Annotated in this window: 22 protein-coding genes, 2 tRNA genes and 1 pseudogene; 11 read left to right on the forward strand and 14 right to left on the reverse strand. The window is 40.5% G+C overall.

What is annotated here, in order from left to right; translation table 11 throughout:
• Positions 1-11: 11 nt before the first annotated feature.
• The 5 genes from folE to trpD all read right to left on the reverse strand — a co-directional run bounded on the left by folE (position 12) and on the right by trpD (position 3,960).
• On the reverse strand, positions 12-560 hold the full coding sequence (gene folE / locus F902_RS07575; RefSeq protein ID WP_005202404.1) for a GTP cyclohydrolase I FolE: 549 nt from the start codon (positions 558-560) through the stop codon (positions 12-14).
• Positions 561-651: 91 nt separating this feature from the next.
• Positions 652-1,341, reverse strand: a complete 690-nt coding sequence (locus F902_RS07580) for a Smr/MutS family protein (RefSeq protein WP_017402419.1) — start codon at positions 1,339-1,341, stop codon at positions 652-654.
• A gap of 205 nt (positions 1,342-1,546) precedes the next feature.
• Entirely contained in the window at positions 1,547-1,966 is a 420-nt protein-coding gene (locus F902_RS07585; RefSeq protein ID WP_005202407.1) for a hypothetical protein, read from the reverse strand.
• A 128-nt stretch (positions 1,967-2,094) separates the two neighbouring features.
• Positions 2,095-2,901 carry an indole-3-glycerol phosphate synthase TrpC gene (trpC, locus tag F902_RS07590; protein ID WP_005202409.1) on the reverse strand — a complete coding sequence of 269 codons (807 nt, stop codon included), beginning with the start codon at positions 2,899-2,901 and terminating at the stop codon, positions 2,095-2,097.
• Positions 2,902-2,910: 9 nt separating this feature from the next.
• Positions 2,911-3,960 (reverse strand): anthranilate phosphoribosyltransferase, encoded by a 1,050-nt coding sequence (gene trpD, locus F902_RS07595; RefSeq protein ID WP_032812186.1) that lies wholly within the window; start codon positions 3,958-3,960, stop codon positions 2,911-2,913.
• Positions 3,961-4,329: 369 nt separating this feature from the next.
• Between trpD and F902_RS07600 the strand changes: the two genes are divergently transcribed.
• The gene (locus F902_RS07600; protein ID WP_005202411.1) at positions 4,330-7,062 is read left to right on the forward strand and encodes a TonB-dependent receptor plug domain-containing protein; all 2,733 of its coding nucleotides are present in this window, start codon (positions 4,330-4,332) and stop codon (positions 7,060-7,062) included.
• A gap of 7 nt (positions 7,063-7,069) precedes the next feature.
• Positions 7,070-9,842, forward strand: a pseudogene (locus F902_RS07605) (M1 family metallopeptidase).
• 59 nt (positions 9,843-9,901) lie between these two features.
• Here F902_RS07605 and F902_RS07610 read toward each other — a convergent pair.
• Both F902_RS07610 and F902_RS07615 read right to left on the reverse strand, forming a co-directional pair.
• Positions 9,902-11,266 (reverse strand): L-cystine transporter, encoded by a 1,365-nt coding sequence (locus tag F902_RS07610; protein ID WP_005202416.1) that lies wholly within the window; start codon positions 11,264-11,266, stop codon positions 9,902-9,904.
• A gap of 355 nt (positions 11,267-11,621) precedes the next feature.
• Complete coding sequence (locus F902_RS07615; RefSeq protein WP_005202428.1) at positions 11,622-12,206, reverse strand: anthranilate synthase component II; 585 nt, start codon at positions 12,204-12,206, stop codon at positions 11,622-11,624.
• A 622-nt stretch (positions 12,207-12,828) separates the two neighbouring features.
• On the opposite strand from F902_RS07615, the gene glnA reads away from it, so the two are divergent.
• The 5 genes from glnA to F902_RS07640 all read left to right on the forward strand — a co-directional run bounded on the left by glnA (position 12,829) and on the right by F902_RS07640 (position 17,493).
• The gene (gene glnA / locus F902_RS07620) at positions 12,829-14,244 is read left to right on the forward strand and encodes a type I glutamate--ammonia ligase (protein WP_171057879.1); all 1,416 of its coding nucleotides are present in this window, start codon (positions 12,829-12,831) and stop codon (positions 14,242-14,244) included.
• A gap of 123 nt (positions 14,245-14,367) precedes the next feature.
• Complete coding sequence (locus F902_RS07625; RefSeq protein WP_005202430.1) at positions 14,368-14,859, forward strand: chorismate--pyruvate lyase family protein; 492 nt, start codon at positions 14,368-14,370, stop codon at positions 14,857-14,859.
• A 15-nt stretch (positions 14,860-14,874) separates the two neighbouring features.
• Complete coding sequence (ubiA, locus tag F902_RS07630; RefSeq protein ID WP_005202432.1) at positions 14,875-15,756, forward strand: 4-hydroxybenzoate octaprenyltransferase; 882 nt, start codon at positions 14,875-14,877, stop codon at positions 15,754-15,756.
• Positions 15,757-15,866: 110 nt separating this feature from the next.
• Positions 15,867-17,171 (forward strand): alpha/beta hydrolase, encoded by a 1,305-nt coding sequence (locus F902_RS07635; RefSeq protein ID WP_005202433.1) that lies wholly within the window; start codon positions 15,867-15,869, stop codon positions 17,169-17,171.
• Between the two features lie 115 nt (positions 17,172-17,286).
• Positions 17,287-17,493, forward strand: a complete 207-nt coding sequence (locus tag F902_RS07640) for a hypothetical protein (protein ID WP_005202434.1) — start codon at positions 17,287-17,289, stop codon at positions 17,491-17,493.
• Between the two features lie 19 nt (positions 17,494-17,512).
• On the opposite strand, the gene F902_RS07645 is transcribed toward F902_RS07640, so the two are convergent.
• The 4 genes from F902_RS07645 to F902_RS07660 all read right to left on the reverse strand — a co-directional run bounded on the left by F902_RS07645 (position 17,513) and on the right by F902_RS07660 (position 18,736).
• Positions 17,513-17,953, reverse strand: coding sequence for a DUF2726 domain-containing protein (locus F902_RS07645; RefSeq protein ID WP_017402421.1), 441 nt, complete (start codon positions 17,951-17,953; stop codon positions 17,513-17,515).
• Positions 17,954-18,011: 58 nt separating this feature from the next.
• Positions 18,012-18,087 (reverse strand) — tRNA-Asn (locus tag F902_RS07650).
• 85 nt (positions 18,088-18,172) lie between these two features.
• Positions 18,173-18,481 carry a DUF8200 family protein gene (locus F902_RS07655; protein WP_005202435.1) on the reverse strand — a complete coding sequence of 103 codons (309 nt, stop codon included), beginning with the start codon at positions 18,479-18,481 and terminating at the stop codon, positions 18,173-18,175.
• A gap of 179 nt (positions 18,482-18,660) precedes the next feature.
• A tRNA-Asn gene (locus tag F902_RS07660) sits at positions 18,661-18,736 on the reverse strand.
• Positions 18,737-18,972: 236 nt separating this feature from the next.
• Between F902_RS07660 and F902_RS07665 the strand changes: the two genes are divergently transcribed.
• A complete protein-coding gene (locus tag F902_RS07665; protein ID WP_005202436.1) occupies positions 18,973-19,404 on the forward strand; it encodes a hypothetical protein in 432 nt (143 codons plus the stop codon).
• A 36-nt stretch (positions 19,405-19,440) separates the two neighbouring features.
• On the opposite strand, the gene F902_RS07670 is transcribed toward F902_RS07665, so the two are convergent.
• The gene (locus F902_RS07670; RefSeq protein ID WP_005202437.1) at positions 19,441-19,878 is read right to left on the reverse strand and encodes a PaaI family thioesterase; all 438 of its coding nucleotides are present in this window, start codon (positions 19,876-19,878) and stop codon (positions 19,441-19,443) included.
• Between the two features lie 181 nt (positions 19,879-20,059).
• Here F902_RS07670 and F902_RS07675 point away from each other — a divergent pair, with 181 nt between their 5' ends.
• Positions 20,060-20,479 carry a GFA family protein gene (locus F902_RS07675; RefSeq protein ID WP_005202438.1) on the forward strand — a complete coding sequence of 140 codons (420 nt, stop codon included), beginning with the start codon at positions 20,060-20,062 and terminating at the stop codon, positions 20,477-20,479.
• Between the two features lie 95 nt (positions 20,480-20,574).
• Here the strand turns inward: F902_RS07675 and F902_RS07680 are convergent, their stop codons facing one another.
• Positions 20,575-21,810 (reverse strand): pyridoxal phosphate-dependent aminotransferase, encoded by a 1,236-nt coding sequence (locus F902_RS07680; protein WP_004808509.1) that lies wholly within the window; start codon positions 21,808-21,810, stop codon positions 20,575-20,577.
• Between the two features lie 214 nt (positions 21,811-22,024).
• Here F902_RS07680 and F902_RS07685 point away from each other — a divergent pair, with 214 nt between their 5' ends.
• Positions 22,025-22,204 (forward strand): hypothetical protein, encoded by a 180-nt coding sequence (locus tag F902_RS07685; protein WP_005202439.1) that lies wholly within the window; start codon positions 22,025-22,027, stop codon positions 22,202-22,204.
• 37 nt (positions 22,205-22,241) lie between these two features.
• Here F902_RS07685 and F902_RS07690 read toward each other — a convergent pair whose 3' ends face one another.
• Positions 22,242-23,036 carry an A1S_2505 family phage non-structural protein gene (locus F902_RS07690; RefSeq protein WP_005202440.1) on the reverse strand — a complete coding sequence of 265 codons (795 nt, stop codon included), beginning with the start codon at positions 23,034-23,036 and terminating at the stop codon, positions 22,242-22,244.
• Positions 23,037-23,470: 434 nt separating this feature from the next.
• Between F902_RS07690 and uvrB the strand changes: the two genes are divergently transcribed.
• The gene (gene uvrB, locus F902_RS07695; protein WP_004808507.1) at positions 23,471-25,495 is read left to right on the forward strand and encodes an excinuclease ABC subunit UvrB; all 2,025 of its coding nucleotides are present in this window, start codon (positions 23,471-23,473) and stop codon (positions 25,493-25,495) included.
• Positions 25,496-25,538 lie beyond the last annotated feature (43 nt).

Consider the following 25,538-nt stretch of genomic DNA (forward strand, 5'->3'; position numbering starts at 1 on the left):
ATTCAGAAAGCTTAATAGTTTTCAGGAACAGCACTTAAGAATTCACGACGTACATCTTTGTCGGTTTTAAAATCACCAACAAAAGAAACCGTACGTGTGGTTGATTCTTGTTTACCTACACCACGCATCATCATACACATATGCGCAGAGTCAATTACAACTGCAACACCACGTGCTTGAGTCACTTCTGCAACTGCTTCTGCAATTTGCTGCGTCAAGTTTTCTTGAACTTGTAGACGACGTGCAAACATTTCTGTAATACGCGCAAATTTTGATAAACCTAAAACTTGACCTTCAGGTAAATATGCAATGTGCACACGACCATAGAATGGCAGTAGATGATGTTCACAAAGTGAATAAAATTCAATATTTTTGACCAATACCATTTCATGGTTATCGGAAGGGAAGAGCGCGCTATTTGTAACTTCTTCAAGCGTTTTGCTATAGCCAGAAGTTAAAAAAGAGAAAGCTTTAGCCGCACGCATTGGCGTATCTTTTAAGCCCGGGCGATTTAGGTCTTCACCAACGGCAGTTAAGATATTTGCGTACGATTGCTGCATAGACATAACAATGTTCACTTAGGTGGGTTGAACAAAAACGGCAATTGTATCAGAAAACGATTGGAAATCTTAATTTTGATAAAAATGCCGATTACTGTTTGTACTTAGGGTTCTTTTCGGCACGTTTGAGCAGGACTAAAACCGCTCCTGTACCGCCTTGATTTTCTGGCGCACTAACGAAAGCAAGCACATCACGATGCTGTCTGAGCCAACCATTGACATAGGTTTTTAAAATTGCTTCGGGCCCTTTACCGTGCACAATTTTAACGACATTTTGATTTTCATCTTTTGCCATTTGAAGTACTTGTAAGACCGCAGCACGTGCTTGCTCAACGGTACAGCCATGTAGGTCAACCGCCTCGAACCAGCGAATTTTGCCTGCTTTTAAGTCTTCAAATACTTTGTGCTGTAAAGTCGCAATGCGATAGCTTAAAGTTGCTTGGCTGGCAACAGGATTTAAGATTGCTTGGGTATCGGAAATTTCTGTAAGCTCTTGCTCTGCGCCACCTTCTGCCGCAGCACGTTTTGCCAAGGTTTGAGCATCGACTTTTTTACTGCGTGCAACGCGAGTATCGGCAATATTTTGATTGTCGATTGGTTTTACCCCAAGCAGGGCTTTTTTAAAAAGCTCAGTATCTTCCAACTCTTCTGCAACGGCTGGAGCTTTTTGTGACTCTGCTTGTTTTGCAATAGCACTCGCTTGAGGATTAGAGATTTGCTTTTTAAAGGCTTTCAGTAAGTTAAACTGGTCTTTAGAAAGCGATGAATCGTGTTTACTCATAAGTTTAGAAAAATAGGCAAGATACGAGAGATATAAAATTATAGTCCGAAACCGTGATGATTTGAACTGAATTGCATTCATAGGGAAAAGGAATGCAATTTAAATCATTAGACAGAATTGAATGTGTAGGTGAGAAATTAATTTAGTTTTTACTTCTACTGTGATCTTTGTATTAAAAAACTAAATGTTTAATGGCGTTTATTACTTAAGGAAGAGTAATGATTTTGATAATGCGTGATTGGTTTAAACCCCTATTCTTAAAGCGATCATAAAGTTCAAAGCATATATGCTCATTTACTTGAACACGCGGCAGAGTATGATCAAAGTCAAAATAACGAATATAGCCAGATTGGTCCATGACAATCGTCAGGCGCTCGATTTGACTTCGTTTCTTGGGGAACATTTTATATTGTTTTACGATGCCACACTCTTCAGTTTTAATGTAGGTCTTTGCGGGGGACAAATACATGGCAATGCCAATAAGAATAAGCCCAGGAATTAAAGTAAAGAAATAGGCGACTCTTGGATCTTTAAAACTCTGAATTTTTTCGTAGAAAAATAGATGACTATAAATAGGAAAGCTAACTAAAAAGATCAGCCCCAAGATTAATAAAAAATTACTCATATTGTTTCATCGATTTTTATCTTTTAGTATTTTGAACTCTAATTTTTATTCTTTATTTAGAGTCTATATTTAGTTCTAGCAACTTTTTTAAAGGTTCAAGGTAGAATTTTACCTTGAACCTGATTTGCTTAGATCTGCTCAGGTTGCCCAAACAATGCATGAAATGCTTGATCAGGGCGAGGCTGTTTCATAAAGCTTTCACCCACAAGGAAAGTATGAATGTCATTGGCTTGCATCATCTCTACATCAGTAGGCATGGCAATACCACTTTCAGTAACTAAGATACGGGAAGCAGGCAATAATTTCTTTAAACGCAATGAGGTATTTAAATCCACATCAAAGGTTTTAAGATTACGGTTGTTCACACCCAAAATACATTGCTCAGAAAGTTTTAGCGCACGTTCCAATTCATATTCATCATGCACCTCAACCAATACATCCAACTGTTGTTCAAATGCTGTTTTCGACATTTCTTCCAGTTGTTGATCTGATAAACATGCCACGATCAATAAAATACAATCAGCATGTAGCGCACGTGCTTCAACCACATTATAAGGATCAATCAAGAAATCTTTACGCAAAGCAGGTAGGGCACAATGCTGACGTGCAATCGCAATATTTTCGTCTGCACCTTGGAAGAAATCCACATCGGTCAATACCGATAAACAGGCTGCACCTGCTTGTTCATATTGTTGTGCAATTTCCGCAGGATTAAAGTCTGCACGGATCACACCTTTAGAAGGTGATGCTTTTTTAATTTCTGCAATTACAGCAGGGCGTTTATGCTGTAAAGCATTGGCAAAACCTCGCACAGGCGTTGCTTCATTTGCCCACTGCTCAACATCATGCAAGCTACGTTGTTTTAAACGTGCTGCAAGCTCCTCATGTTTGCGGTCAACAATTTTACCTAAAATGGTATTTTGAATATCGATCATGAGAAGTCCTTAGTCTGCCTGATATTGTTTCAATGTTTTGGTAAATTCAGCCAAGATACTCATTTTTTCTAAGGCTTGTCCGCCGTAAAGAATATCTTGAGCCAGCTCAACGGCTTGTTTATAGGTTTTGGTAATACCTGCGACGTAAATGCCTGCACCTGCATTGAGTGCAATCATATTTGCTGCTTTTTCGCCTACGTCTGATTTGTCACGACTCAAAGCATCTTTGATTAGCTTTAAGCTTTCTTCTGAACTATTGACGACTAAACCGGTGAGTGTTTGAGAGGCGATACCAACGTCTTCGGGGTTCAACGTCCATTCTGTAACTTCGCCATCTTTAAGCTCAGCCACAGCGGTTGGCGCAGCTAGACTGATCTCGTCTAAACCATCTTTAGAATGCACCACCAGTACATGCTCGGCACCAAGCTGTTTTAATACTTCAGCAATGGGACGGCAAAGTTCATCTGAGAATACGCCAATTACAAAACGATTTACGCCAGCAGGGTTGGTGAGTGGACCAAGTAAATTAAAGATACTACGAATGCCCAATTCACGACGTGGCGCTACCGCATATTTCATGGCTTTATGGTGATTTGGCGCAAACAGGAAACCTACGCCCATTTCACGGATACAACGTTCTGTTTGCTGCATGTCTAAATCAAGTTGAATGCCAATCTGTTCCAGCACGTCAGAAGAACCTGATTTACTTGATACACCGCGGTTACCATGTTTCGCAATAGTTGCTCCCGCAGCAGCGATCACAAAACTTGAAGCGGTTGAAACATTAAATAAGTTTTGACCATCACCACCTGTACCCACGATATCTACCAGATGAGGAATATCACTGACATCAATTTTAATCGCGAATTCACGCATAATACGTGCAGCGGCTGTAATTTCATCAATACTTTCACCCTTCATGCGCAAGCCCATCATTAGCGCACCGATTTGAGCATCAGTGGCTTCACCTTGCATGATACTGCGCATGACATCTTCCATTTGTGGCTGGGTCAGATGGATGTTCTTGGTAATGTTATTGAGTGCCTGTTGGATATTCATAGTCATGAGTTACAGCATTTAATGATTAAAAAATTTGGATGAAAGTGGTTGATGATGAAGGATAGCTCAGCTTTATGTGGTGTGTGTCCCACCCGCTAAAGGGCTATGTTAGCAGAAAATAACTCAAGATTTGGGTTGTGGCTAGAGAGTTTTTAAAATTTAACCCGTTTAGGCGCATTGGTAAATTTGTGACTGGGAGTGATTGAATGAAAAAGGTTTTATTTTATGGGGGAGTTATTTTAGTTTTTATGATAAATAATCAACCATTTGGTATATCTTATTCACACATATCCCTATAAAAAATGTGTATAAATCAACTAAATAAAAGTAGATATATTAGGGCGGTCTTCATTTTACTCATTCATAAATATGTATCTAAATTACTTGAAATATCTTGGGGCTGTTAAAAACAAAGGTTGTTTTGTTTTTGTCTTTATTGCATGTCTTCATCCATTAGAGAGCCATGCGGAGACAAATGTAGAACAGCCACAAACAACGACAACATCGGATAAAGTGGTGCATGTTGCGGTGACAGGTTCACGTATATCCAAAGCCCAGAAAGATGGCCCAACCAGTGTGACCGTGATTACCGCAGCCGATATCGAGAAACACGGTTTTAGTAATGCCTTTGATGCCTTGAATAACCTGACGCAAAACACAGGTTTTGTACAAGGCGCGGATTATGGCAATACTTTTACTCCCGCAGCCAATGCGATTAGTTTGCGCGGTTTAGGGCCGAACCATACCTTAACCTTAATTAATGGACACCGAGTTGCAGATTATCCAGTGCCTTATGACGGCGCTGTGAATTTTGTCAATTTAGCCAATATTCCGACTGCGATTATTGACCGCATTGAAATCTTAAATGGTGGAGCTTCCGCGATTTATGGTTCAGATGCGATTGCGGGTGTAGTCAATATCATCCTGAAAAAGAAAACTGATGGGACACAATTCAATATCAAGGCAGGTGGCACTAAAGAAGGTGGTGAAAATTTACGTCTACAATTGAGTGGCAGTAAAACATTGGACAAGCTCAATCTGGTTTATGGTGTTGAACTGAGTGGGCGCGAACCAATTTGGGCGGCTGACCGAGATTTCATGTCGAGCCGAACGCTTCGAGGGGAAAAGCCAGACACGATCGTTGGACGTAAAAATGCCAAGACAGGCCAATATCTTTCAATTAATGGCTGTGAGGCATTTGATGATCTATTTAAAGGCTCAGTAAAAAATATTGGAAAAGCGGGGACCGATAATTGTGCCAGTGGTTTAGCCAGACCGACCTATTGGACGGTTCAAACCAAGAATCGCAGCCAAAATGGTTATCTCGGTTTAGATTATGAGCTGAATGAGAAAACTCAATTATTCGCGGATGTTTTGATTGGTGCCAATCAAATTGAAAACAATACTCGTGGCCCGACATGGACTTCTTTAGGCGCAAGTAGTGGCTATTTCCTCAATCAAGACACAGGAAATTATGAAATCTGGACACGACGTTTTGCACCAGAAGAACTCGGTGGTGTCGAGCAAGCCAATAAAAAATGGAAAGAACTCTCCTCCAATTTGAACTTTGGTATCCGTGGCGATATTGGAGACAGTAGCTGGCGTTATGAAGCAGCCTATAATGGCTCGATTTATACCAGTCAATTACGTAAACAAGGGCTGGTACGTTCGAATGTTGATGAATATTTCTTAGGTCGGCAATTGGGGACAGATCAAGATGGTATTCCAATTTATTCCCCGCATTTAGATCGTATCAGTCGGCCACTGACCGCTAGTGAGTTTAGAAGCATTTCAGGCACAACTGAGGAAAACGACAAGTCTTGGGCACAGAGTTTAACCCTGAGTGCAAATGGTGATGTGTTTGAATTGCCTGCAGGAACGGCCAAGCTTGCTGCTGTGGCAGAAATTGGACGCCAAGGTTTTAAAATCAAACCCGATAAGGCGGTGGAAAATGGGGACTTCTATAATGCCACTTCCAGTGGTGAATATGGTGGGGCACGTACCCGTCAGGCATTAGGTACGGAATTATTCTTACCTTTAGCTAAACCGCTCAACCTCACCTTGTCTGGACGCTATGACCGTTATGCTTTGTCAGATAGTAGTATTGATAAATTCACATTTGGTTCAGGCTTAGAATTTAGACCACATCCAACCTTATTGGTGCGAGGCAACTACGCAACCAGTTTTCGTGCACCAGATATGAACTATCTGTTTTTGAATAAACAAAGAGGGTATTTCCCAAGTACCACCGATTATTTACGTTGTAGCCAAACGGGACAAGCATTAGATAAATGTAGCTTTAAAGATTATTCGCCTGGTGCGAACTACACACTAACGGGCAACAAAGATTTAAAGCCAGAAGAAGGCAAATCTTATGGTGCAGGTTTTGTTTGGTCTCCAAGCAATAAGTTTGATATTTCCGTCGATTATTGGGATATCAAAATTGATAATCTGGTAACCAATTTAAGTGAAGATAAGATTTTACGTTTAGAAGCTGATTGTCGTTTGGGTGCACAAGATATCAATTCGGCACAATGTGTTGATGCGTTGGCACGAGTAGAGCGCAATCCTACAAATGCAGTGGTTGATCCAAATGTGATCAACAATATCAATATTGTTCCGATCAATGCTGCCTCAGATCATACTCGTGGGATTGATTTCACCAGCAAATGGCGTTGGAAAACAGAAAATTTAGGTAACTTCCTGTGGACGGTGAATTATAGCCGTGTGCTTGAACGTGAATATCAACAATCAAAAGATGGCGAGAAAGATAACTATTTAAAAGACTTAACCATTCCAGATTGGCGAGACCGCTTTAATACCAGTCTCCGTTGGAGTCTCGGTGATTGGGCATCAACCGTATTAGTCAATCGCTACGGCAAGATTCCAAACGGTAATCAAACAGCTTACTTAAGCCCGACTTATTTGGTCAATTGGAGTGGAACTTATCAAATTTCACCCAAGGCCTCTGCATCAATCATTGTGAATAACCTATTTGACAAAGTGAAACACGATGACACAGGCGGATGGCCATATTATCCAGTAGGATCATATTCACCAATCGGCCGTCAGGGTTGGTTGGAGTTTAATTATAAATTCTAACAATGATGTGTGGACGCAGCGAAGTGGTACACCATTTGCTGCGTCTTTTTATTTTAAAAACTACAGAGGACAGATCTCCTATGTTGGTCAAACCTTCATTTAAAAAACAATTGCTACTTACAACATTACTTTCATTATCTGCAACCCAGATTTTTGCATCAAATAGCAATGAACAAATTCCAATCGGCAAATTGCCTGAATGGGCCATACCCGAATCTTATGATTTAGATTTTAAAATTGATCCTGCACAAAAAAGTTATACCGGTAAAACCACCATTCATTTAAAACTGACCCAAGCAACCGATCATGTTTGGATTCATGGCAAATCTTTATCGGTAAAAGAGGCCAACATCCTATCCGCAGCTGGACAGAAAACCACGGCCAAATATGAGCAAGCTTCAGAAGTTGATGGTGTCAGTCTGATTAAATTTGCCCAGACATTACCAGCAGGTCAGTACAGCTTAGTATTGGATTTCAATGCCGATTATGATCAGCAACTGGACGGTATTTATAAAATTGAGTTTGAGGGTAAACCTTATGTCATGACTCAAATGGAGGCGATCAGTGCACGTCAATCCTTTCCATCATTTGATGAGCCACGTTTTAAAACACCCTTTAATATTCGATTAACCATACCAAGTAAATATTCAGGTTTTGCCAATACAAATCAAGTCTCTGAACAGACCGAAAAATCGGGTTGGAAAACTTTAAGCTTTGCCCCGACCAAACCACTACCAACCTATCTACTGGCATTGGCGGTTGGTCCTTGGCAAGTACAACAAGGTCCTGATATTGGTGCGACTGAGTGGCGTAAACAGGCGATCAAATTACGAGGTCTTGCACCCGATGCTAAGGCTGAAAAAATGCAGCATGCCTTGTCTGAAACTCCCGCAATTTTAAAAACATTAGAAGATTATTTTGCATTCGGATATCCATTCGACAAGCTAGATTTGCTTGCTGCACCTGACTTTGCGGCGGGTGCGATGGAAAATCCCGGACTGATTACATTTAGAGACTATCTAATGCTACTGGATAAAGACTCTCCCGTGTCATTTGTACAAAGCTCTTTTAATGTCAATGCGCATGAATTGGCACATCAATGGTTTGGGGATGTGGTGACCATGCCGTGGTGGGATGACCTGTGGTTGAATGAATCTTTTGCCACGTGGATGCAAAGTAAGATTACCCAACAATTACATCCTGAATTTAACGCTGATCTTGAACGTGTCGTTGATACTGCAGGGGCGATGAAAAGTGATAGCTTGGTCAGTGTACGCCGTATCCGTCAGCCAATTTTAAGCAATGCCGATATTCAAACGGCTTTTGATGGCATTACCTACCAAAAAGGTGCAGCTGTTTTAAATATGTTTGAGAGCTATCTAGGCGAAGACAAATTCAAACAAGGGGTGCGTAATTATATTCACAAGCATCAATATGGTAATGCCACAGCCAATGATTTAATTAGTTCCCTTGCAGAACAGTCTGGTCAAGCTGAGCGTTTTAGCAAAGCGGTGAAAAGTTTTATTGATCAACCGGGCGTACCTTTGCTGAGTACCTCATTGCAGCAACAAGGCAATAAAGTCTTTTTAAATGTGAAGCAAACGCGTTACTTACCTGTTGGTTCTAAAGGCGATGCCAACAGTCTTTGGGGGGTACCGTTATGCGTACGTTATGAAGTTCCCAATGCAGCAAGTAAAGTTCAATGTGAGTTAATCGATCAAGCGGAAGCTAAAATTGAACTCAAAGGTGCACGTATTAACAGTTGGTATATTCCAAATGCAGATGCAGCAGGCTATTACCAATTTAGTTTGCCTGAACCAGAACTTGCTCGTCTGACTGCCGCTACAGAAAAACTCTCTAATACTGAACAATTGGCCTATGCCTATGCTGTTTCAGCGGCATTTAACCATGGTGATATTAACCTGTTGGCGGTGGTGGATGTGGCGAAGAAGTTTGCGAACTCGAATAGCCGACAGATTAGTACGGCATTGTTTCAGCAGCTCAGTACAATCCAGCGCCATGTGCTGAAGACTGAGGCAGAACGTGAGCATTTTAGAAAAGTGCTCACGAATTTATATCTACCCAAATTAAATCAATTGGGTTATGCGAGCAAAGCAGGTGAGTCTGCTGAGGATAGTTTGTGGCGTAGTGAGTTAGCCCAATTTCTTGCATTGGAAATTCAGGTGCCAGAAGTGCGTGAGCAATTGTTAAAACAATCCGACGCTCTATTCGCTCAAAAGCAATTGAATTTTGCAACATTACCCCCCGAGCTTTTACCAACGATTTTAGCTGTACGAGTACAAGAAAAAGGGCAGCCTACCTTTGATCGTTTAGCGGGGGAGTTACAACACATCACGCAACCGACCCAACGTTTGGCGATGCTTACTGCCTTAGGCTCAGCAAATCAGGTGGAAACACGTCAGCAGGCACGTCAGTTAGTTTTAGACCCACGTGTGAAAGTTGGTGAAGTACGTACCGTGATTAACTCAATCAATAGCTATAGCGGTGAACAAGGCGGACTTTGGTCATGGTTTAAGGCCAATCACGATGCTGTGTTTGATCGTTTAGGTAAGTCTTCTGCTGGACGCTTCCCTGCATTGTTTAGTGGTGCAGCTTGTACACAACAAGAAGCGACGCAGTTGAATGCCTTCTTTGCACCGAGAACAAAAGAGTTGGTCGGAGTCGAGCGTGGTTTAAATCAAACCAAGGAACGGATTCAACTGTGTGAATCCTTAGTGGCGAAACAAGATGGTTCGCTCGTGCAACAGTTGAAGTTGTAATTTATTCAGTTATAAAAAAGCCAACGATGATGCGTTGGCTTTTTTATTTTCAGTGTGTTTTAAGCATCATTATCGGGCTGTGGATTTCTGACACCGAGTAATTGACTGGTCGCTGTGCCTGCAGTCATCGAACCGTTGACGTTTAAAGCAGTACGGCCCATATCAATCAATGGCTCAATTGAAATCAATAGCGCAACTAAAGTAATCGGTAAGCCCATGGCTGGGAGGACGATTAAAGCAGCGAAGGTTGCACCGCCACCAACGCCAGCTACACCAATCGAACTGAGAGTCACCACCACAACCAATTGGGCAATCCATAACGGATCAAGTGGATTGATACCCACTGTTGGCGCAACCATAACCGCCAGCATCGCAGGGTATAAACCAGCACAACCATTTTGACCAATGGTTGCACCAAAGGAAGCCGAGAAGCTGGCGATACCTTCAGGCACACCCAATTGTTTGGTTTGTGCTTCAATATTGAGTGGAATACTCGCGGCACTTGAACGACTGGTAAATGCAAAAGTTAAAACAGGAAAAACTTTCTTGAAAAAGTCGATTGGATTGACACGTACAAACAGCAAAATCAGCGCATGTACGAGGAACATGATTGCAAGTCCAAGATAAGATGCAACGAGGAACTCACCTAATTTAACGATGTCGGCTACATTTGCTGTTGCCACCATTTTAGTCATCAATGCTAATACACCATAAGGCGTAAATTGCATCACTAAGCGGACAAGACTAATCACCAAGGCTTGCAGCGCTTCAATCCCGTGTCTGATTCTTTCGCCATTGACGGTGTCTTTATCCATCAGTTTAAGTGCTGCCACACCTAAAAATGCAGAGAAAATCACCACACTGATGATCGCTGTTGGACGAACACCGGTTAAATCAGCAAATGGGTTTTGAGGGAATAGTGAAAGCAAGAGCTTTGGAACATCTAAATCTGTCACTTGCCCAATGTATTGACTTTGGATGGTTGCCAGACGTGCTGCTTCTTTGGTGCCTTGTACCAGTCCTTCAGCCGTTAAGCCGAATAAATTGGTGATTCCAGCACCGACAAGTGCTGCAATAGCCGTGGTCACTAACAAGATACCAATCACGAGTACACTGATTTTTCCAAGAGACGTGGTTTGATGTAGTTTCACCACTGCACTTAAAATTGAAATGAAAATCAGTGGCATGATCACCATTTGTAATAGTTGTACATAACCATTACCAACAAGGTTAATCCATGCAATTGAATGTTCAATAACAGGGTTATCACCATAGACCGCTTTAAGGGCTAAACCAAAAAAGATACCTACGATCATACCGATCAGAACTTTTTTGGAGAGACTCCAATCTTTACGGTAGCTAAAAAACAATCCTGCCATGAGCAGGACGAAAACAATAATATTCAATAAAACCAAGGTATTCACAATAGGTTATCCTGATAGATCATTCAGGGGGAATGCTAAGAACAATGACTTAGATTCTATCATCCAGCCGCCCTGAAACTTAATCATTCCTATGACTATAGTTAATCTAAAAAAGTAAAATGCAATCAGACAAAACAGAAATTGAGGATTGAACTTACTTTTTATAACGTGTGAAAAGTGGATTAATTATTGAAAAAGAATGACTTGTTTTTAAGTGTAAGTTTTCAGATTAATTTTAATGCTGAAAATTTGTGCAGTATGTATGAGTTATATATTGTTTTTATATGTTCAAAATAAAAACAGCCTACTTATAAAAATAGGCTGTTTAGATGCTTAGTATTGTTAAATCTTGAGATTAAGCATAAATATCCAAGAAGTTTTTGAAAATTTGATGGCCGTGTTCACTCAAAATAGACTCAGGGTGGAATTGCACACCTTCCACAGGAAGTGTTTTATGTTTGACACCCATAATTTCTTCAATCGTACCATCTGTTTGATTGGTCCAGCAGATAACTTCTAAGCATTCAGGCAAAGTTTCCTGTTCAATCACCAGTGAATGGTAACGTGTAGCGGCAAAAGGCGACGGCAAGTTGCTAAAAATCCCTTTGTCACTATGGTGCATATCGGATAGGCGGCCATGCATCACTGTTTTAGCGCGAATGATATTGCCACCAAAAGCCTGTCCAATCGCTTGATGACCTAAGCAAACGCCAAGCAAAGGAATTTTGCCAGCAAAGTGATTGATGGCTGGAATAGAGATACCCGCTTCACTCGGTGAGCAAGGACCCGGGCCAATCACCAGATATTTTGGCTGCCATCGCTCAATATCCTCTAATGTCACTTGATCATTACGAACAACTTTTACTTCTTGATTCAACTCGCCAAAGTATTGAACGATGTTGTAAGTAAATGAGTCATAATTGTCAATCATTAGAAGCATGATTATAACCTTTTGAAAGATATGCACTTAATTGTGCTATTGAATTAGATAAACCAATCTTAGCGCTGTGTTTTTTCATCTATCTTGAATAGAGAAAAGATTATTCTAGCGATAACGGGAAATCATCATAACAAAACGGATCATTAATGTGGGAAATTTTGAAAGCATTGAAGGCTGAATAAAAGGCTAATTTTGTTTGTTGAAATGAGTTAGTAATTGATAATAAATTTTTGTAATTGAAACACTTGAGAAAAAAAACTGAAAGTGAATCGAAAGTCTAAATGAATTGATTGGAATGATCTTGAAAAGAATGATATAAAAAGCCAATTTACGCGAATAATAAAAGCGTAATTGGCACTACATTGGTTCTTTGTTATATGTATTGCACTATTTTGGTTCATTATGTCTTTTTTGGGGACGAGCTAAAATAGGAATGTTTAAATATGGTGCATTTTTAAATGCAGACATTATAGTAGGCATAGGACAGGGAGCCTAAAGCATTTTTTCTGCAAAGAATTTCAATGTTTTAGGTATGCTTTGAAATTGTTGGTATGATAATTGCTAATTATACATCAACAACTAACACGCACTTAACAAGTGCATAAAAACTTCATTGGAGCAAATGAGCATGGCGAACAAGGTCCTTCAACTCATCAAAGAAAGTGGCGCAAAATGGGTCGATTTTCGCTTTACTGATACTAAGGGTAAAGAGCAGCACGTAACTTACCCAGCTGATACCATTGATGAAGATACATTTGAAGACGGTAAAATGTTTGATGGTTCTTCAATTGCAGGTTGGAAAGGCATTGAAGCTTCTGACATGATCTTACGTCCAGATGCTGAAACAGGTTTTCTTGACCCGTTCTTTGCTGAGCCTACAGTTGTTGTGACTTGTGACGTTATCGAGCCTTCAACTGGTCAAGGTTACGAGCGTGACCCACGTTCGATTGCTCGTCGTGCTGAAGAATATTTAAAATCTACAGGTATCGGTGATACAGCATTCTTCGGTCCAGAACCAGAATTCTTCGTTTTTGACGAAGTGAAGTGGGACATCGACATGTCTGGCGCGCGCCACACATTGATTGCTGAAGAAGCTGCTTGGTCTACAGGTAAAGACTACGAAGCAGGTAACTCAGGTCACCGTCCACGTGTTAAAGGCGGTTACTTCCCAGTTCCTCCAGTTGACTCTCATCAAGACATGCGTGCTGAAATGTGTGCACGTATCGAAGACATCATGGGTCCTGGTCGTGTAGAAGTACATCACCATGAAGTTGCATCTTGCCAATTAGAAATTGGTGTGAGCTTCAATACCTTAGTTCGTAAAGCGGACGAAGTTCAACAGTTCAAATATGCAGTTTGGAACGTTGCGCATCAATATGGTAAAACAGCGACATTCATGCCTAAGCCAATGGTTGGTGATAACGGTTCTGGTATGCACGTTCACATGTCAATCTCTAAAGATGGCAAGAACTTGTTTGCTGGTGACGAATATGCTGGTTTATCAGAAATGGCATTGTTCTTCATCGGTGGTGTAATCAAGCACGCGCGTGCGTTGAATGCGATTACCAACCCAGGTACAAACTCTTATAAGCGTTTGGTTCCACACTACGAAGCACCAATTATGCTTGCTTACTCAGCACGTAACCGTTCTGCTTCTATCCGTATTCCTTACGTTTCTAGCCCTAAAGGCAAGCGTATCGAAGCACGTTTCCCTGATCCATTAATGAACCCATACTTAGGTTTTGCTGCATTGTTAATGGCTGGTCTTGATGGTATTCAAAACAAGATTCACCCAGGTGAAGCTGCTGACAAAAACTTGTATGATCTTCCTCCTGAAGAAGAAGCAAAAATCCCAACAGTTGCTCACAACTTGGAAATGGCGATTGCTGCACTTGAAGCGGATCATGAGTTCCTGTTGAAAGGTGGTGTATTCACTAAAGAAATGCTTGATGCATATATCGAACTTAAAACTGAAGATGTGCGCCGTCTTAACACGACGACTCACCCAGTTGAATTTGATATGTACTACAGCCTGTAATACATACAGATTGAAAAAGCTCGCTTCGGCGAGCTTTTTTTATGTTTTTGATTCAATTGAAAGTCATGCGTTTTTCCAAAGAAATTCATGTACACTAATCGCGATGTTTTTAGTGAGCCAAGCATGCGAAATTTACGACCAAACAGAATTAAGGGACGAGAGATCCCAACTGAAATGAAAAAATGGTTGTATGCATCTGGTTCTCTTACTCAGCAATTGACTGATCTGGGTGAGGGGGAGTTTCATGTTGAACGGACAAAAGAGCATTTTCAACGACTCACCTTTAACGATAGCCAGTGGATGCAAATGCCAGCACACCATATTGCATGGGTACGTGAAACCAATCTTTATGGTAGTGAAACAGAAGCTTGGGTAAAAGCAAAAAGTATCTTTCCTATTTTAAGCTTACATAAGAAAGCACGATTATTTCGGCATATTCGTAATAAGCCTATTGGTTGGTTTTTATTTCAACGAACCAATCCTGCCTGCGAAAGGCGGGTTATTTATCTTGAAGAAGGTTGGACCAGACAAAGTTGCTATACTTGGCATGGCTGCAAATTTATTGTGCAAGAAACATTTCTTCCCGCATTTGAACAGTTTATTCGACAGCATTGACTCTAAGGATTCATCATGGAAACAGTGCAACACACAACATGGCGGCAACGTTTAGAAGCCTATTACTATCTATGCCGTTTTGATAAGCCTGTAGGTACAGAACTGGTCTTTTGGCCAACCATGTGGGCACTATGGATTGCTGCTGGTGGTTTACCGCCATTGCAGATTCTCATTGCGATGGTTTTGGGCACGATTTTTATGCGTGCAGCGGGCTGTGCGATTAATGACTTCGCTGATCGTAAAGTCGATGCTCATGTAGAGCGTACTAAAACACGCCCATTAGCCACTGGCATCATTCGTCCACGCGAAGCGGTTTATGTTTTTTTGGGATTAGTTGCAGCAAGTGCGTGTACTTTATTTTTTCTACCGATTGCAACGTTTTATTGCGCCCTAGCAGGTCTAGTACTGGCATTTGTTTACCCTTTTATGAAGCGCTATACACACTTACCACAAGTGGTTTTAGGGATGGCTTTTTCATGGGGAATTCCCATGTCTTTTACCGCGATGGGGAAGCCCTTAGATTTAACCTGTTGGCTTTTATATTTTGGTAATTTGGCATGGACGGTGGCTTACGACACTCAGTATGCGATTACCGATCGAGAATATGATTTAAAAATTGGAGTGAAATCGACAGCGATTTTATTCGGTCGTTACGATATACAAATTATCGGGTTACTCCAGATTCTCAGTTTGTTGCTGATCGGTGGGGCTTTATATTTAGAAAATCTGTTGTTACCGTTTGGATTGATTGCGTTGTTGATCGTTGCGGTAGATTTTGCCTATCAAGCTTTCAAAACCAAAGATCGTGATCCACAAATTTGTTTTTGGGCATTTCGTCACAATCGTTGGGTAGGACTGATTATTTTTCTTGGAATTTTTTTAGAATTAATATTTTAATCTGACTAAATAGTTGAAAAGTGTCCTATGCAGGGCACTTTTTTTATGCCTTAATAATACGGCATGTAGATTCATGCACAAAAATAAGATAAGGACTAAAAGGATATTTTATGAAACGGTCAAACATTGCTTTAGCAGTTACTTTCTCGATTTCTGCATTATTTTTAACAGCGTGTAATGACAATGATGATGATTATACCGGGGTAGATTCGAATAAAACCTATCTGTCTGAAACGACTTATTCTAAGGATAAAGTGGATAATGCCTCATCACTCAAGGTAATGACTTATAACATAGAGAATGTTCAAGGTCGCACTGCCAAAGCAACCGCATTGGTGATGTTCCCTAAAGTTGCTCAGCCAGCTGATGGTTATAGAGTGGTGGTCTGGGAGCATGGTACGGTTGGGGTAGGTGATAGCTGTGCACCAAGTAATAATACTGTGAATCCTCGCTTTAAAATCCTCGCTGATACTTTATTGGCGGCGGGTTATGTGGTGATTGCGCCAGATTATGAAGGTTTGGGGACTCCAGGAATTCATCCATATCTAAACTTGGGTAGTGAAGCTAAATCTGCGATTGCAGCGGTAAAAGCAGCAAAAGATCATTATGGGGCGAAACTCAATGGACAATGGATGTCTATTGGTCAGTCTCAAGGTGGTCATGCTTCATTGGGTACTGCTGAATTTGCAAATAATGATGCAAATTACAAAGGTGCGGTTGCGGGCGCTCCTGCATCGAGCCTTGGTTATATCATCTCTGTTGTTGCACCACAGGCAATTGCAAATATTCTTAAGCAAGAACAGGCTGGTCTTGCACCAGTAGGTACAGCGGTTGAAGTCTATGCAGAGCTGCTTGCTTATGCTGCATATACCACTGTTGGTATTACTGCTTATGATTCTAAATTTAATTATCGGGAAATTTTTCAGGAACGTTCTCGCTCAATTGCTGAATTCGCCGAAGGTACGACAGGTGAAAATGGCATCTGTTTAGATGATTTGCATAATAAGTTTGCAGCAGATATTCGTGACTTTATCAGCAAAGATACCACTAAAACTGTTTTGGACTATCCGGGCTTAGCGGGTAACTTCCAAGAAAATCCAACAGTGAAAAAATTCCTATCAGATAATCAACCTGCGACCAAGAAAATAAACAGTCCAGTAATGATTATTCAGGGGACATTAGATATGGCAGTGCCTTATCCAGTGACAGATTCCTTGCAAAAAGGATTGATTGCATTGGGTACTAAAGTCACATTCGTGCCAGTTGTTGGAGCGAGTCATACTCAAGCGATTGTATGTAAAAATGCGGATGCTTATGGCTTTATCCAAGCCAATATGTCAGCAGGTACAGGTATCGTATTGACGGATGCGCAGAAGGATGCCAGCCAAAGCCCTCACTGTACTGGTAAATTCTAAGATTTCTTTGCTTATTTAGAAGAAATTTACTTTTAAAAAGAGTCTCTTTATAGGGGCTCTTTTTTGTTATATTGTTGCACAGTTTAAAGCCATGCAATTTGAGTTTAAATCACTTATGAGCCAGCCACCTGTTGAGAAAAAATCAATCCCTTGGTTATTAATGAGTTTGGGATTGTTAATTCCAATTTTTATTGTAGGTATGGCCTTTGTTGCTGCGAAAAGTGATGCGCAAACCAAGAAAAAATATGACCAGCAACGCGCTGAAATGGCAAAGAAATTTGAACAGCAGAAAAATGCTGAACAAGCGACAAAGGCGGAATAATTTTTCTTAAATTAGCTGACTATCGGAGATCCATCTGTAGCTGTTTTATAGATGGAATCTCCGTATAACGTTGTACTTGATAGCCTGCTTCTTGTAACATCTGATCGCGCTTTTGATCTTCTAATTCTTTGCCTAAATGACTCGGGTCATCTAACTCAATAATCGCCAAAACATTCATCTGCTGATCTAAAACCACAAAGTCTGTCACCTTGCGATTAAACTTACTGCGGATCTTATAGTGATCACTAGTAATCAATGCACTAAAGGCTACCTGCGCAAGTACATGATGCTGTGGAAAGGCCTGTTGTAATCGTACAAACATTCTTGATTCAAATGATGTGATGACAGGTCGAGCAAAGAATTTTTGTTTGGGAAAGAAAGGGCGTATACAGCTAAAAAGCAAGATAGCTGTACTAATAAAACCAATCGTTAGAAATAAGAAGTGATTCGATTCAAACATGTATTTATCAAAGAGCAAATAAAAAACCCACTCAATTAAGAGTGGGTTTTTAGAATCTTGGCTCTCCCACCTGGGCTCGAACCAGGGACCTGCGGATTAACAGTCCGTCGCTCTACCGACTGAGCTATGGGAGAATCTGGAGCGAATTTTAGGGCCTAAATGGCAGTCCGTCAAGTAAAATCAGTATGAATAATAATCGCTTAACAAAAATGTTGAGTATTAACGTGCAACTTGATTACATTGTGCCAATTCAGTGGAGCGGGCATTCCAGATTGCGCCTGCTGAGTTTTTATAATAATTAATCTTACCGATACGTAAGACCAGACTCTGACAAGAATCTAAGGAGAGTGCATTGCCCCAAGGGCCAGACATGCTACAGACACGACCATTACATTTCCAGACGACATTGGGACCACTTTCAATTGGTACAGTCACCGTGCCTTTATAAGAGGAACCAGCATACCAAGTGGTTTGGGCGGCCATTGCTGGACTACAAAAGACGATTAAACAGAATAGAAGTTTTTTCATTATGTGTTTTCCTTAACAACATCATTAATTTTTATCTTATAGTTAAAATAATATGGTAGGTCGAAATTTATACGATACTCAACATGAAATGAACAAAATAATCGTAATTGTCGTTATAAGGGTATTTTGTTTATTTAAAATAAAAAGCCCAGATCAATGATCTGGGCTTTTTAGAATCTTGGCTCTCCCACCTGGGCTCGAACCAGGGACCTGCGGATTAACAGTCCGTCGCTCTACCGACTGAGCTATGGGAGAATCTGAGTGCCATTATAGGCAGCTTTTAAAATTGGTCAAGATAAAACTGTCATGTTTCTTTCATTTTTGCATCGTATGCTTTTTATTTGCACAATTACGATAAAGTAGGAAAAATAACTTGAACTTTGAACAGGCTATTGCTAGATTCGAATTAGAAAGAGCGTTTAGATATTTATCTAAACAGTGTGGATTTAACCCTACTTGCCAGCACTAAAATGGCTAAACTGGAGGTCGAAATGACTATTCTAAATATTCAATCTATTTTTTCAAATTTGTCTTTTTATCAAGAACATTATCTCGAAATTATTCAAGATGCTGCGCAGTATTACACGCCAGTTGAACATTCATTTATAAATACTTTTCCGTTTAAGCAACAAGCCTTGTATCTGGGTGATTTACTGCAATTATGGTTTGGTAATAAGTGGAAAATTCAAACGGCAAAAGATCTACTCACACAAAAAAATACATCAACTGTCGACGAGCACGCACCTTTATATTTATTTCAACTTGGTGGTGAATTATTTTTAGGTGCAAACACTGCTTTGGCTTGGTCTGTGGCAGAGCAAAAGGTTGTTTCAGTACAAGTGAAAAGCATTTGGCAATACGCAGTATTTAGTCATTTATGTATTCGACCAAAAAACTTTCAAGCGAATAAGGCCATTGCATAGGGCTATGATGAAATAGCCCATTTGCTTAATCTATGCTTATGGGCGAATGATCATGCAGGTTGCGGTTGCATGGGCATAAAGTTTGCCATCTGCATCGACAATCTTACCTTCAGAAATACCTAAATTTTTACTGATATTGATCATGCTGCCTATCGCTGTGAGTTTTTGATTCTTAGGAATAGGGCGACACATTTTAATATTTAGATCAATGGTGCCATAACCGACGCCTGCTTCTAAAAGCGTATGAACAGCACAGCCTGTCACTGAATCAAGTACGGTTGCAGCAAAACCACCATGTACTCCACCCAGCGGGTTAAGGTGGCGTTGATCTGCTTGAACTTCAAATTTGATAAATCCTTCTGCAACTTCTACGGGTTGCATCGGAATGGTTTCACTAATACTGGCAGGTGGAATTTTCCCTTCACACATCGCGGTTAAAAACTCAAGTCCATTCATTTCTTTCGGGTGTTTCATATTTTTTCCTATATAGTTCTAAAAAGGAACTTGTGTATAACGTAGTCTTTCCATCAGAGACTGTCAATACAGTTCATCGATCCATATCATGTTTTACAAATTATTGATTGCAGCATGCTTGCTTTGTTTTATGCTAAGGATAATTCATAAATAACAATTTTGAATAAAAGGTAAATTTATAATGAAAGGACAGTGTGTTTGTGGTGAAACCACATTTGAAGTCGAATTAAGTAATCATGATGTACATGCCTGTCACTGTTCGATTTGTCGTCGACAGACCAGTGGTGTGATTATGACGATTGATGTTAAACAGGGCAGCTTAAAATTTTTAAAACAAGATCATCTCTCTGTTTATAACTCATCGGCTTGGGGCGAGCGAGGATTCTGTAATGCCTGCGGTACCAATTTATTTTGGCGGACTAAAGATCAGAATTATTGCAATATCAATGCATTTGCATTGAATGAGTCACCAAAAGATCTAAATCTCGATCTAGAAATCTATATTGATTGTAAGCCTGAGTTTTATGCTTTTCAAAATTCGACCAAGAAGATGACTGAAGCGGAGGTCGTTGCACTTTTTAGTGGTGAATCTGCGGAATAGTGTAGCTTGTAGGAAATTCTAATTGTATTGAAGATTTTGATTTAAGAGATAAAAAAGAAGCTTCATTGAGAAGCTTCTTTTTTATTGCAGAAAAATTATTTCGCAGCTTTTTCTGCTGCAATCGACGCAATTGCGGCATCAACGCCTTCAATTGAATCAGCTGCTTTTTTAATACGTGCTAAAGCATCAACTAAAACCTCGTCAGCAGTCGCATAAGAGATACGCATAAAACCGCCTAAACCAAATGCATCACCAGGAACAACAGCAACACCTGTTTCTTCCAGTAACCATTCAGAGAATTCTGTGCAAGATTTTAAGCCTTTGGCACGAATCAATGGACGGATGTTGGCATAGGCATAGAAAGCACCATCAGCAGGAAGACAAGAAATCCCTTTGATGTCATTCAAGCCACTCACAACGAGGTCATGACGACGTTTAAACGCTTCAATCATTGGCTCAAGTACATCTTGTGGGCCATTCAATGCAGCTTCAGCTGCAACTTGCGAAATTGAAGTTGGGTTTGAAGTCGATTGTGATTGGATCTTTTTCATCGCACCAATGATTTTTGCAGGGCCTGCTGCATAACCGATACGCCAGCCTGTCATTGCATAGGCTTTAGATACGCCATTTAAAACAATGGTACGGTCATATAAGTCTGGTGCAACAGTCGCGATATTGTAGAACTCATCTTCCCAACGAATTGGTTCATACATGTCATCAGATGCAACAAATACTTGTGGATGACGACGTAATACTTCTGCCAAAGCCTCTAACTCAGCTTTGGTGTAGATCATACCTGTTGGATTTGAAGGGCTGTTTAATACCACTAGACGAGTATTTGGTGTGATTGCCGCTTCTAACTGTTCTGGTGTGATTTTGAAGCGTTGTTCTTCACCACATTTCACGATTACGGGTGTGCCTTCAGCAATAATCACCATATCTGGATAGCTTACCCAGAAAGGTGCAGGGATGATCACTTCATCACCTTTGTTTAACAAAGCAAGTGCCAAGTTAAAGAAACTTTGCTTACCGCCACAAGACACCAGAATCTGGTTGGCTTGATAATCTAAATTATTATCGCGTTTGAATTTCGCAATAATTGCTTTTTTTAAGCTTGGAGTACCGTCTACAGCTGTATATTTTGTAAAGCCTTTATTAATCGCTTCAATTGCAGCATCTTTGATGTGTTGAGGGGTATCAAAGTCTGGTTCGCCTGCACCTAAACCAATCACGTTTTTACCAGCAGCTTTAAGCTCAGCGGCTTTATTGGTCACTGCAAGTGTAGGGGACGGTTTGATGGCATTGACACGATCAGAGAGACGTACGTCCACGGCATTATTCCTTCTTATGGGATTAAAAAATAAAAAGCAGGTTATCTTAGCCTAAATCGACTTCTTTGTGGCTGAAACTTGCCAGAATCGCATAAAAAGTTACTAAATTTTAAGCATTAGAATCATTGTGTTTTTTTACATATTTTATTTTTATCAAAAGCGCAAAAATCTATTACAATATGCGGCTAGAAATCTAGATTTCGAGAGAATTCCAATGAGAACCCAACAACCTAAAGCCAAAAAAGCTTTGGTGAAATTGCCTTTTCCAATGCCATCTGCTCAGGATGATGCTGAGGATGCAACGCATAATCAGGTTCGTCCAAAACCTGAACAATATGCTGATCGCACTTGGATGCCACCACGCGGTACACGTCGTTCGATGGGTAAGCGTTAATAAAAAAGCCAATCAATCTGATTGGCTTTTTTTCTTATTAATGGCGGTTTAATGGGTGTTGTATTTTTAGTTCACCACGCCATAGTTTGAGAAAATCATACTCATCAATATCATATAGTTCCATCAAGGCAATAATTACACTCACAAAGGTCATTGCACCTTCAGCATTGTTATGGAAGTTGAAAATTTTGCCATTGAGCTTGCCTAAAATGTCGTTGATTTCATGTTCACGACCGCGACCATAACGATCACGTGGGTACAGCTCTTCATTTAAAACAACTAAAGCAATGGCTTTTTCAGCTGCAGTTAACTGAGTTTGATCGAGTGCTTCTTCGAAAGACTCGTAGCCATGATCGAAATAGAAAATGACCTTATCTGAAATAAAAGCATGTACCGCATCAGCAGTTAGGTCTGGAAATTGTGAAACAGCATCTTCTTCGATATAGGGGCGAAAAGATTCTGGAAAAATCACATTGGAGTGAATGCCTTTAAATAATGGGGCGATTTCAGATACTTTATAACCTGCAATACCGCAGCCTAATGCCGTTAAAAAGTATTTCATTTTAGGGTGGTGTTTTGCGTAGACTTTAAAGTCCTCGACATAATGCTCTATCTGAGCCAATGGCATTTGTTGTAAGTGTTCATTCAGTGTTGGAATTGCGAATGTTTGTCCAGCCCAGCCACGACCAACACCTTTGACTGCCGCAAAATGTTGTGCCGCGACACGGGCCGCACCGCTGTCATGTATCCCTGCTAAATTACTACCAAAAACAAAGACCGTATCTTCTGGGAGTTCCGTTACGATTGTTTCATCGTGATATTGGTAAGTCATATTCTTATCATTGAAATCGAGTATAAGTCCATGTTGCAGTTGATTGCGTAGCGGGTCAAGTCTTGCTTGAGATTAATTTATTCAAGACATGTTTCTGAGTGACGCTATTCCAATGACGATTAGATTCAAGTATTGCTAAGCACTAAAATATATATCATGGCTTTCTTGGCAGAGTCTTTGATACTGTGATGTATTGTCTAGGAGTTGTAGTTAACAACTAATATCAAAACGAGATTGAAATTTAACCCCATTCTGTTAAGTTTTTTAGGTTTATAAGTATAAATTGCGCGCTTTTTTAAAGACTAGGGCAATCTCTTGATTTGACTGTGTTGGAAATTGCATAACAATTCAAAAGTATCGTTAGACTTTAAAAAGCAGTTTGTTGCCCCCATTAGAAAGTGAAAATAGCCATCCAATCAGTTGAGTATCTCTATATGAGCGAAAACCAACCTTTTGAGTTAGTCACCAATTATCAACCTGCGGGAGATCAACCTCAGGCAATCGAGAAATTGGTTAGTGGTATTGACCAAGGTTTTCGTAATCAATTACTGCTTGGGGTAACAGGGTCGGGTAAAACCTATACCATGGCCAATGTGATTGCTCAGACGCAACGTCCAACAATTGTCATGGCACATAACAAGACCCTTGCGGCTCAGTTGTATGGTGAATTTAAAGCTTTTTTCCCGAATAATGCAGTTGAGTATTTCGTCAGTTATTACGATTACTATCAGCCCGAAGCGTATGTGCCTTCGTCAGATACCTTTATTGAAAAAGATTCTGCAATCAACGATCACATCGACCAAATGCGTCTTTCTGCGACACGTGCGTTGTTAGAACGTCGTGATGCCATTATTGTCGCTTCAGTTTCTGCAATTTATGGTTTGGGTGATCCAAATGCCTATATGCAAATGCTGTTGCATATCGTACAAGGCGATCGTGTTAGTCGCGATGAGATCATTCGTCGCCTAGTAGAGATGCAATATACCCGCAATGAACTGGAGTTCTTACGTGGTACCTATCGTATCCGTGGTGAAATTATTGATATTTTCCCTGCGGAATCGGATAAAGACGCGATACGGGTCGAATTATTTGACGATGAAGTCGATTCGATTCGTTGGTTTGATCCTTTGACTGGAAAATTGGTGCGTAAAGTGCCGCGTGTGACCATTTATCCAAAGAGTCATTATGTGACCCCGAAAGATCATTTAACTCGTGCTATTGACACCATTAGAGATGAGTTGAAAGATCAGCTCAAATTTTTCAAAGAGCATGACAAATTATTAGAAGCGCAGCGGATTGAACAGCGTACGCGTTATGACTTAGAGATGATGCAGCAGTTGGGTTATACCAACGGTATTGAAAACTATTCACGTCACCTTTCTGGTCGTGGGGCAGGCGAAGCGCCGCCAACCTTGTTTGATTATATCCCTGAAGATGCCTTGCTGATCATTGATGAATCACATGTGACCGTTCCACAAATTGGGGCGATGTATAAAGGTGACCGTTCACGTAAAGAAAACTTGGTGAATTATGGTTTCCGTTTACCAAGTGCTTTGGATAACCGTCCAATGAAATTTGAAGAATGGGAGCGGATTGTTCCAACCACGGTCTTTGTCAGCGCAACGCCTGCACATTATGAGTTGGAAAAGTCAGAGCAAATTGTTGAGCAAGTGGTACGTCCAACAGGTTTGATTGATCCTGAAATTGAAGTGCGTCCGGTATTAACCCAAGTGGATGATGTGCTCTCTGAAATTAATATTCGTAAACAACTCAACGAGCGAGTATTGGTTACAACCTTGACCAAACGTATGGCTGAGGATTTAACCTCATATCTTAAAGAATATGGCGTTAAAGTGGCTTATCTGCACTCAGATATCGATACGGTTGAGCGTGTCAAAATTATTCACGAACTACGTACGGGCGTGCATGATGTATTGGTTGGGATTAACTTGCTGCGTGAAGGTCTGGATATGCCAGAAGTATCTTTGGTTGCAATCTTAGATGCCGATAAAGAAGGTTTCTTGCGTTCAGAACGTTCATTGATTCAAACCATTGGTCGTGCAGCACGTAATGTCAAAGGTAAAGCGATTTTATATGCTGATCGTATTACTGATTCAATGCGTAAAGCGATGGATGAAACAGATCGCCGTCGTAATAAACAAATTGAATTTAATGAATTACATGGTATTACACCACGTAGTGCGGTGCGCCAAACCATCAAGGAAATCGATACGGGTGAAGTACTCAGTGATGATGAAATTGATGAAAAAGTGCTTGAGCAAGCACAGGCAATCAGTGCAGATGAACAGCATTTGTTATCAGACCCAAAACTGTTTGCAAAGCATATTGGCAAACTGGAAAAGGAAATGTTAAAAGCCTCGAAAGAGCTCCAGTTTGAACAAGCTGCAAGATTACGTGATGAGATTGTTCGTCTCAAAGCACATATGTTGCAGTCATAATCAAACAGAGAAATCCTCAAAAGGGATACATATCGCAACAGTT

The organism is Acinetobacter higginsii (genome assembly GCF_000369525.1).
Lineage (GTDB): Bacteria > Pseudomonadota > Gammaproteobacteria > Pseudomonadales > Moraxellaceae > Acinetobacter > Acinetobacter higginsii.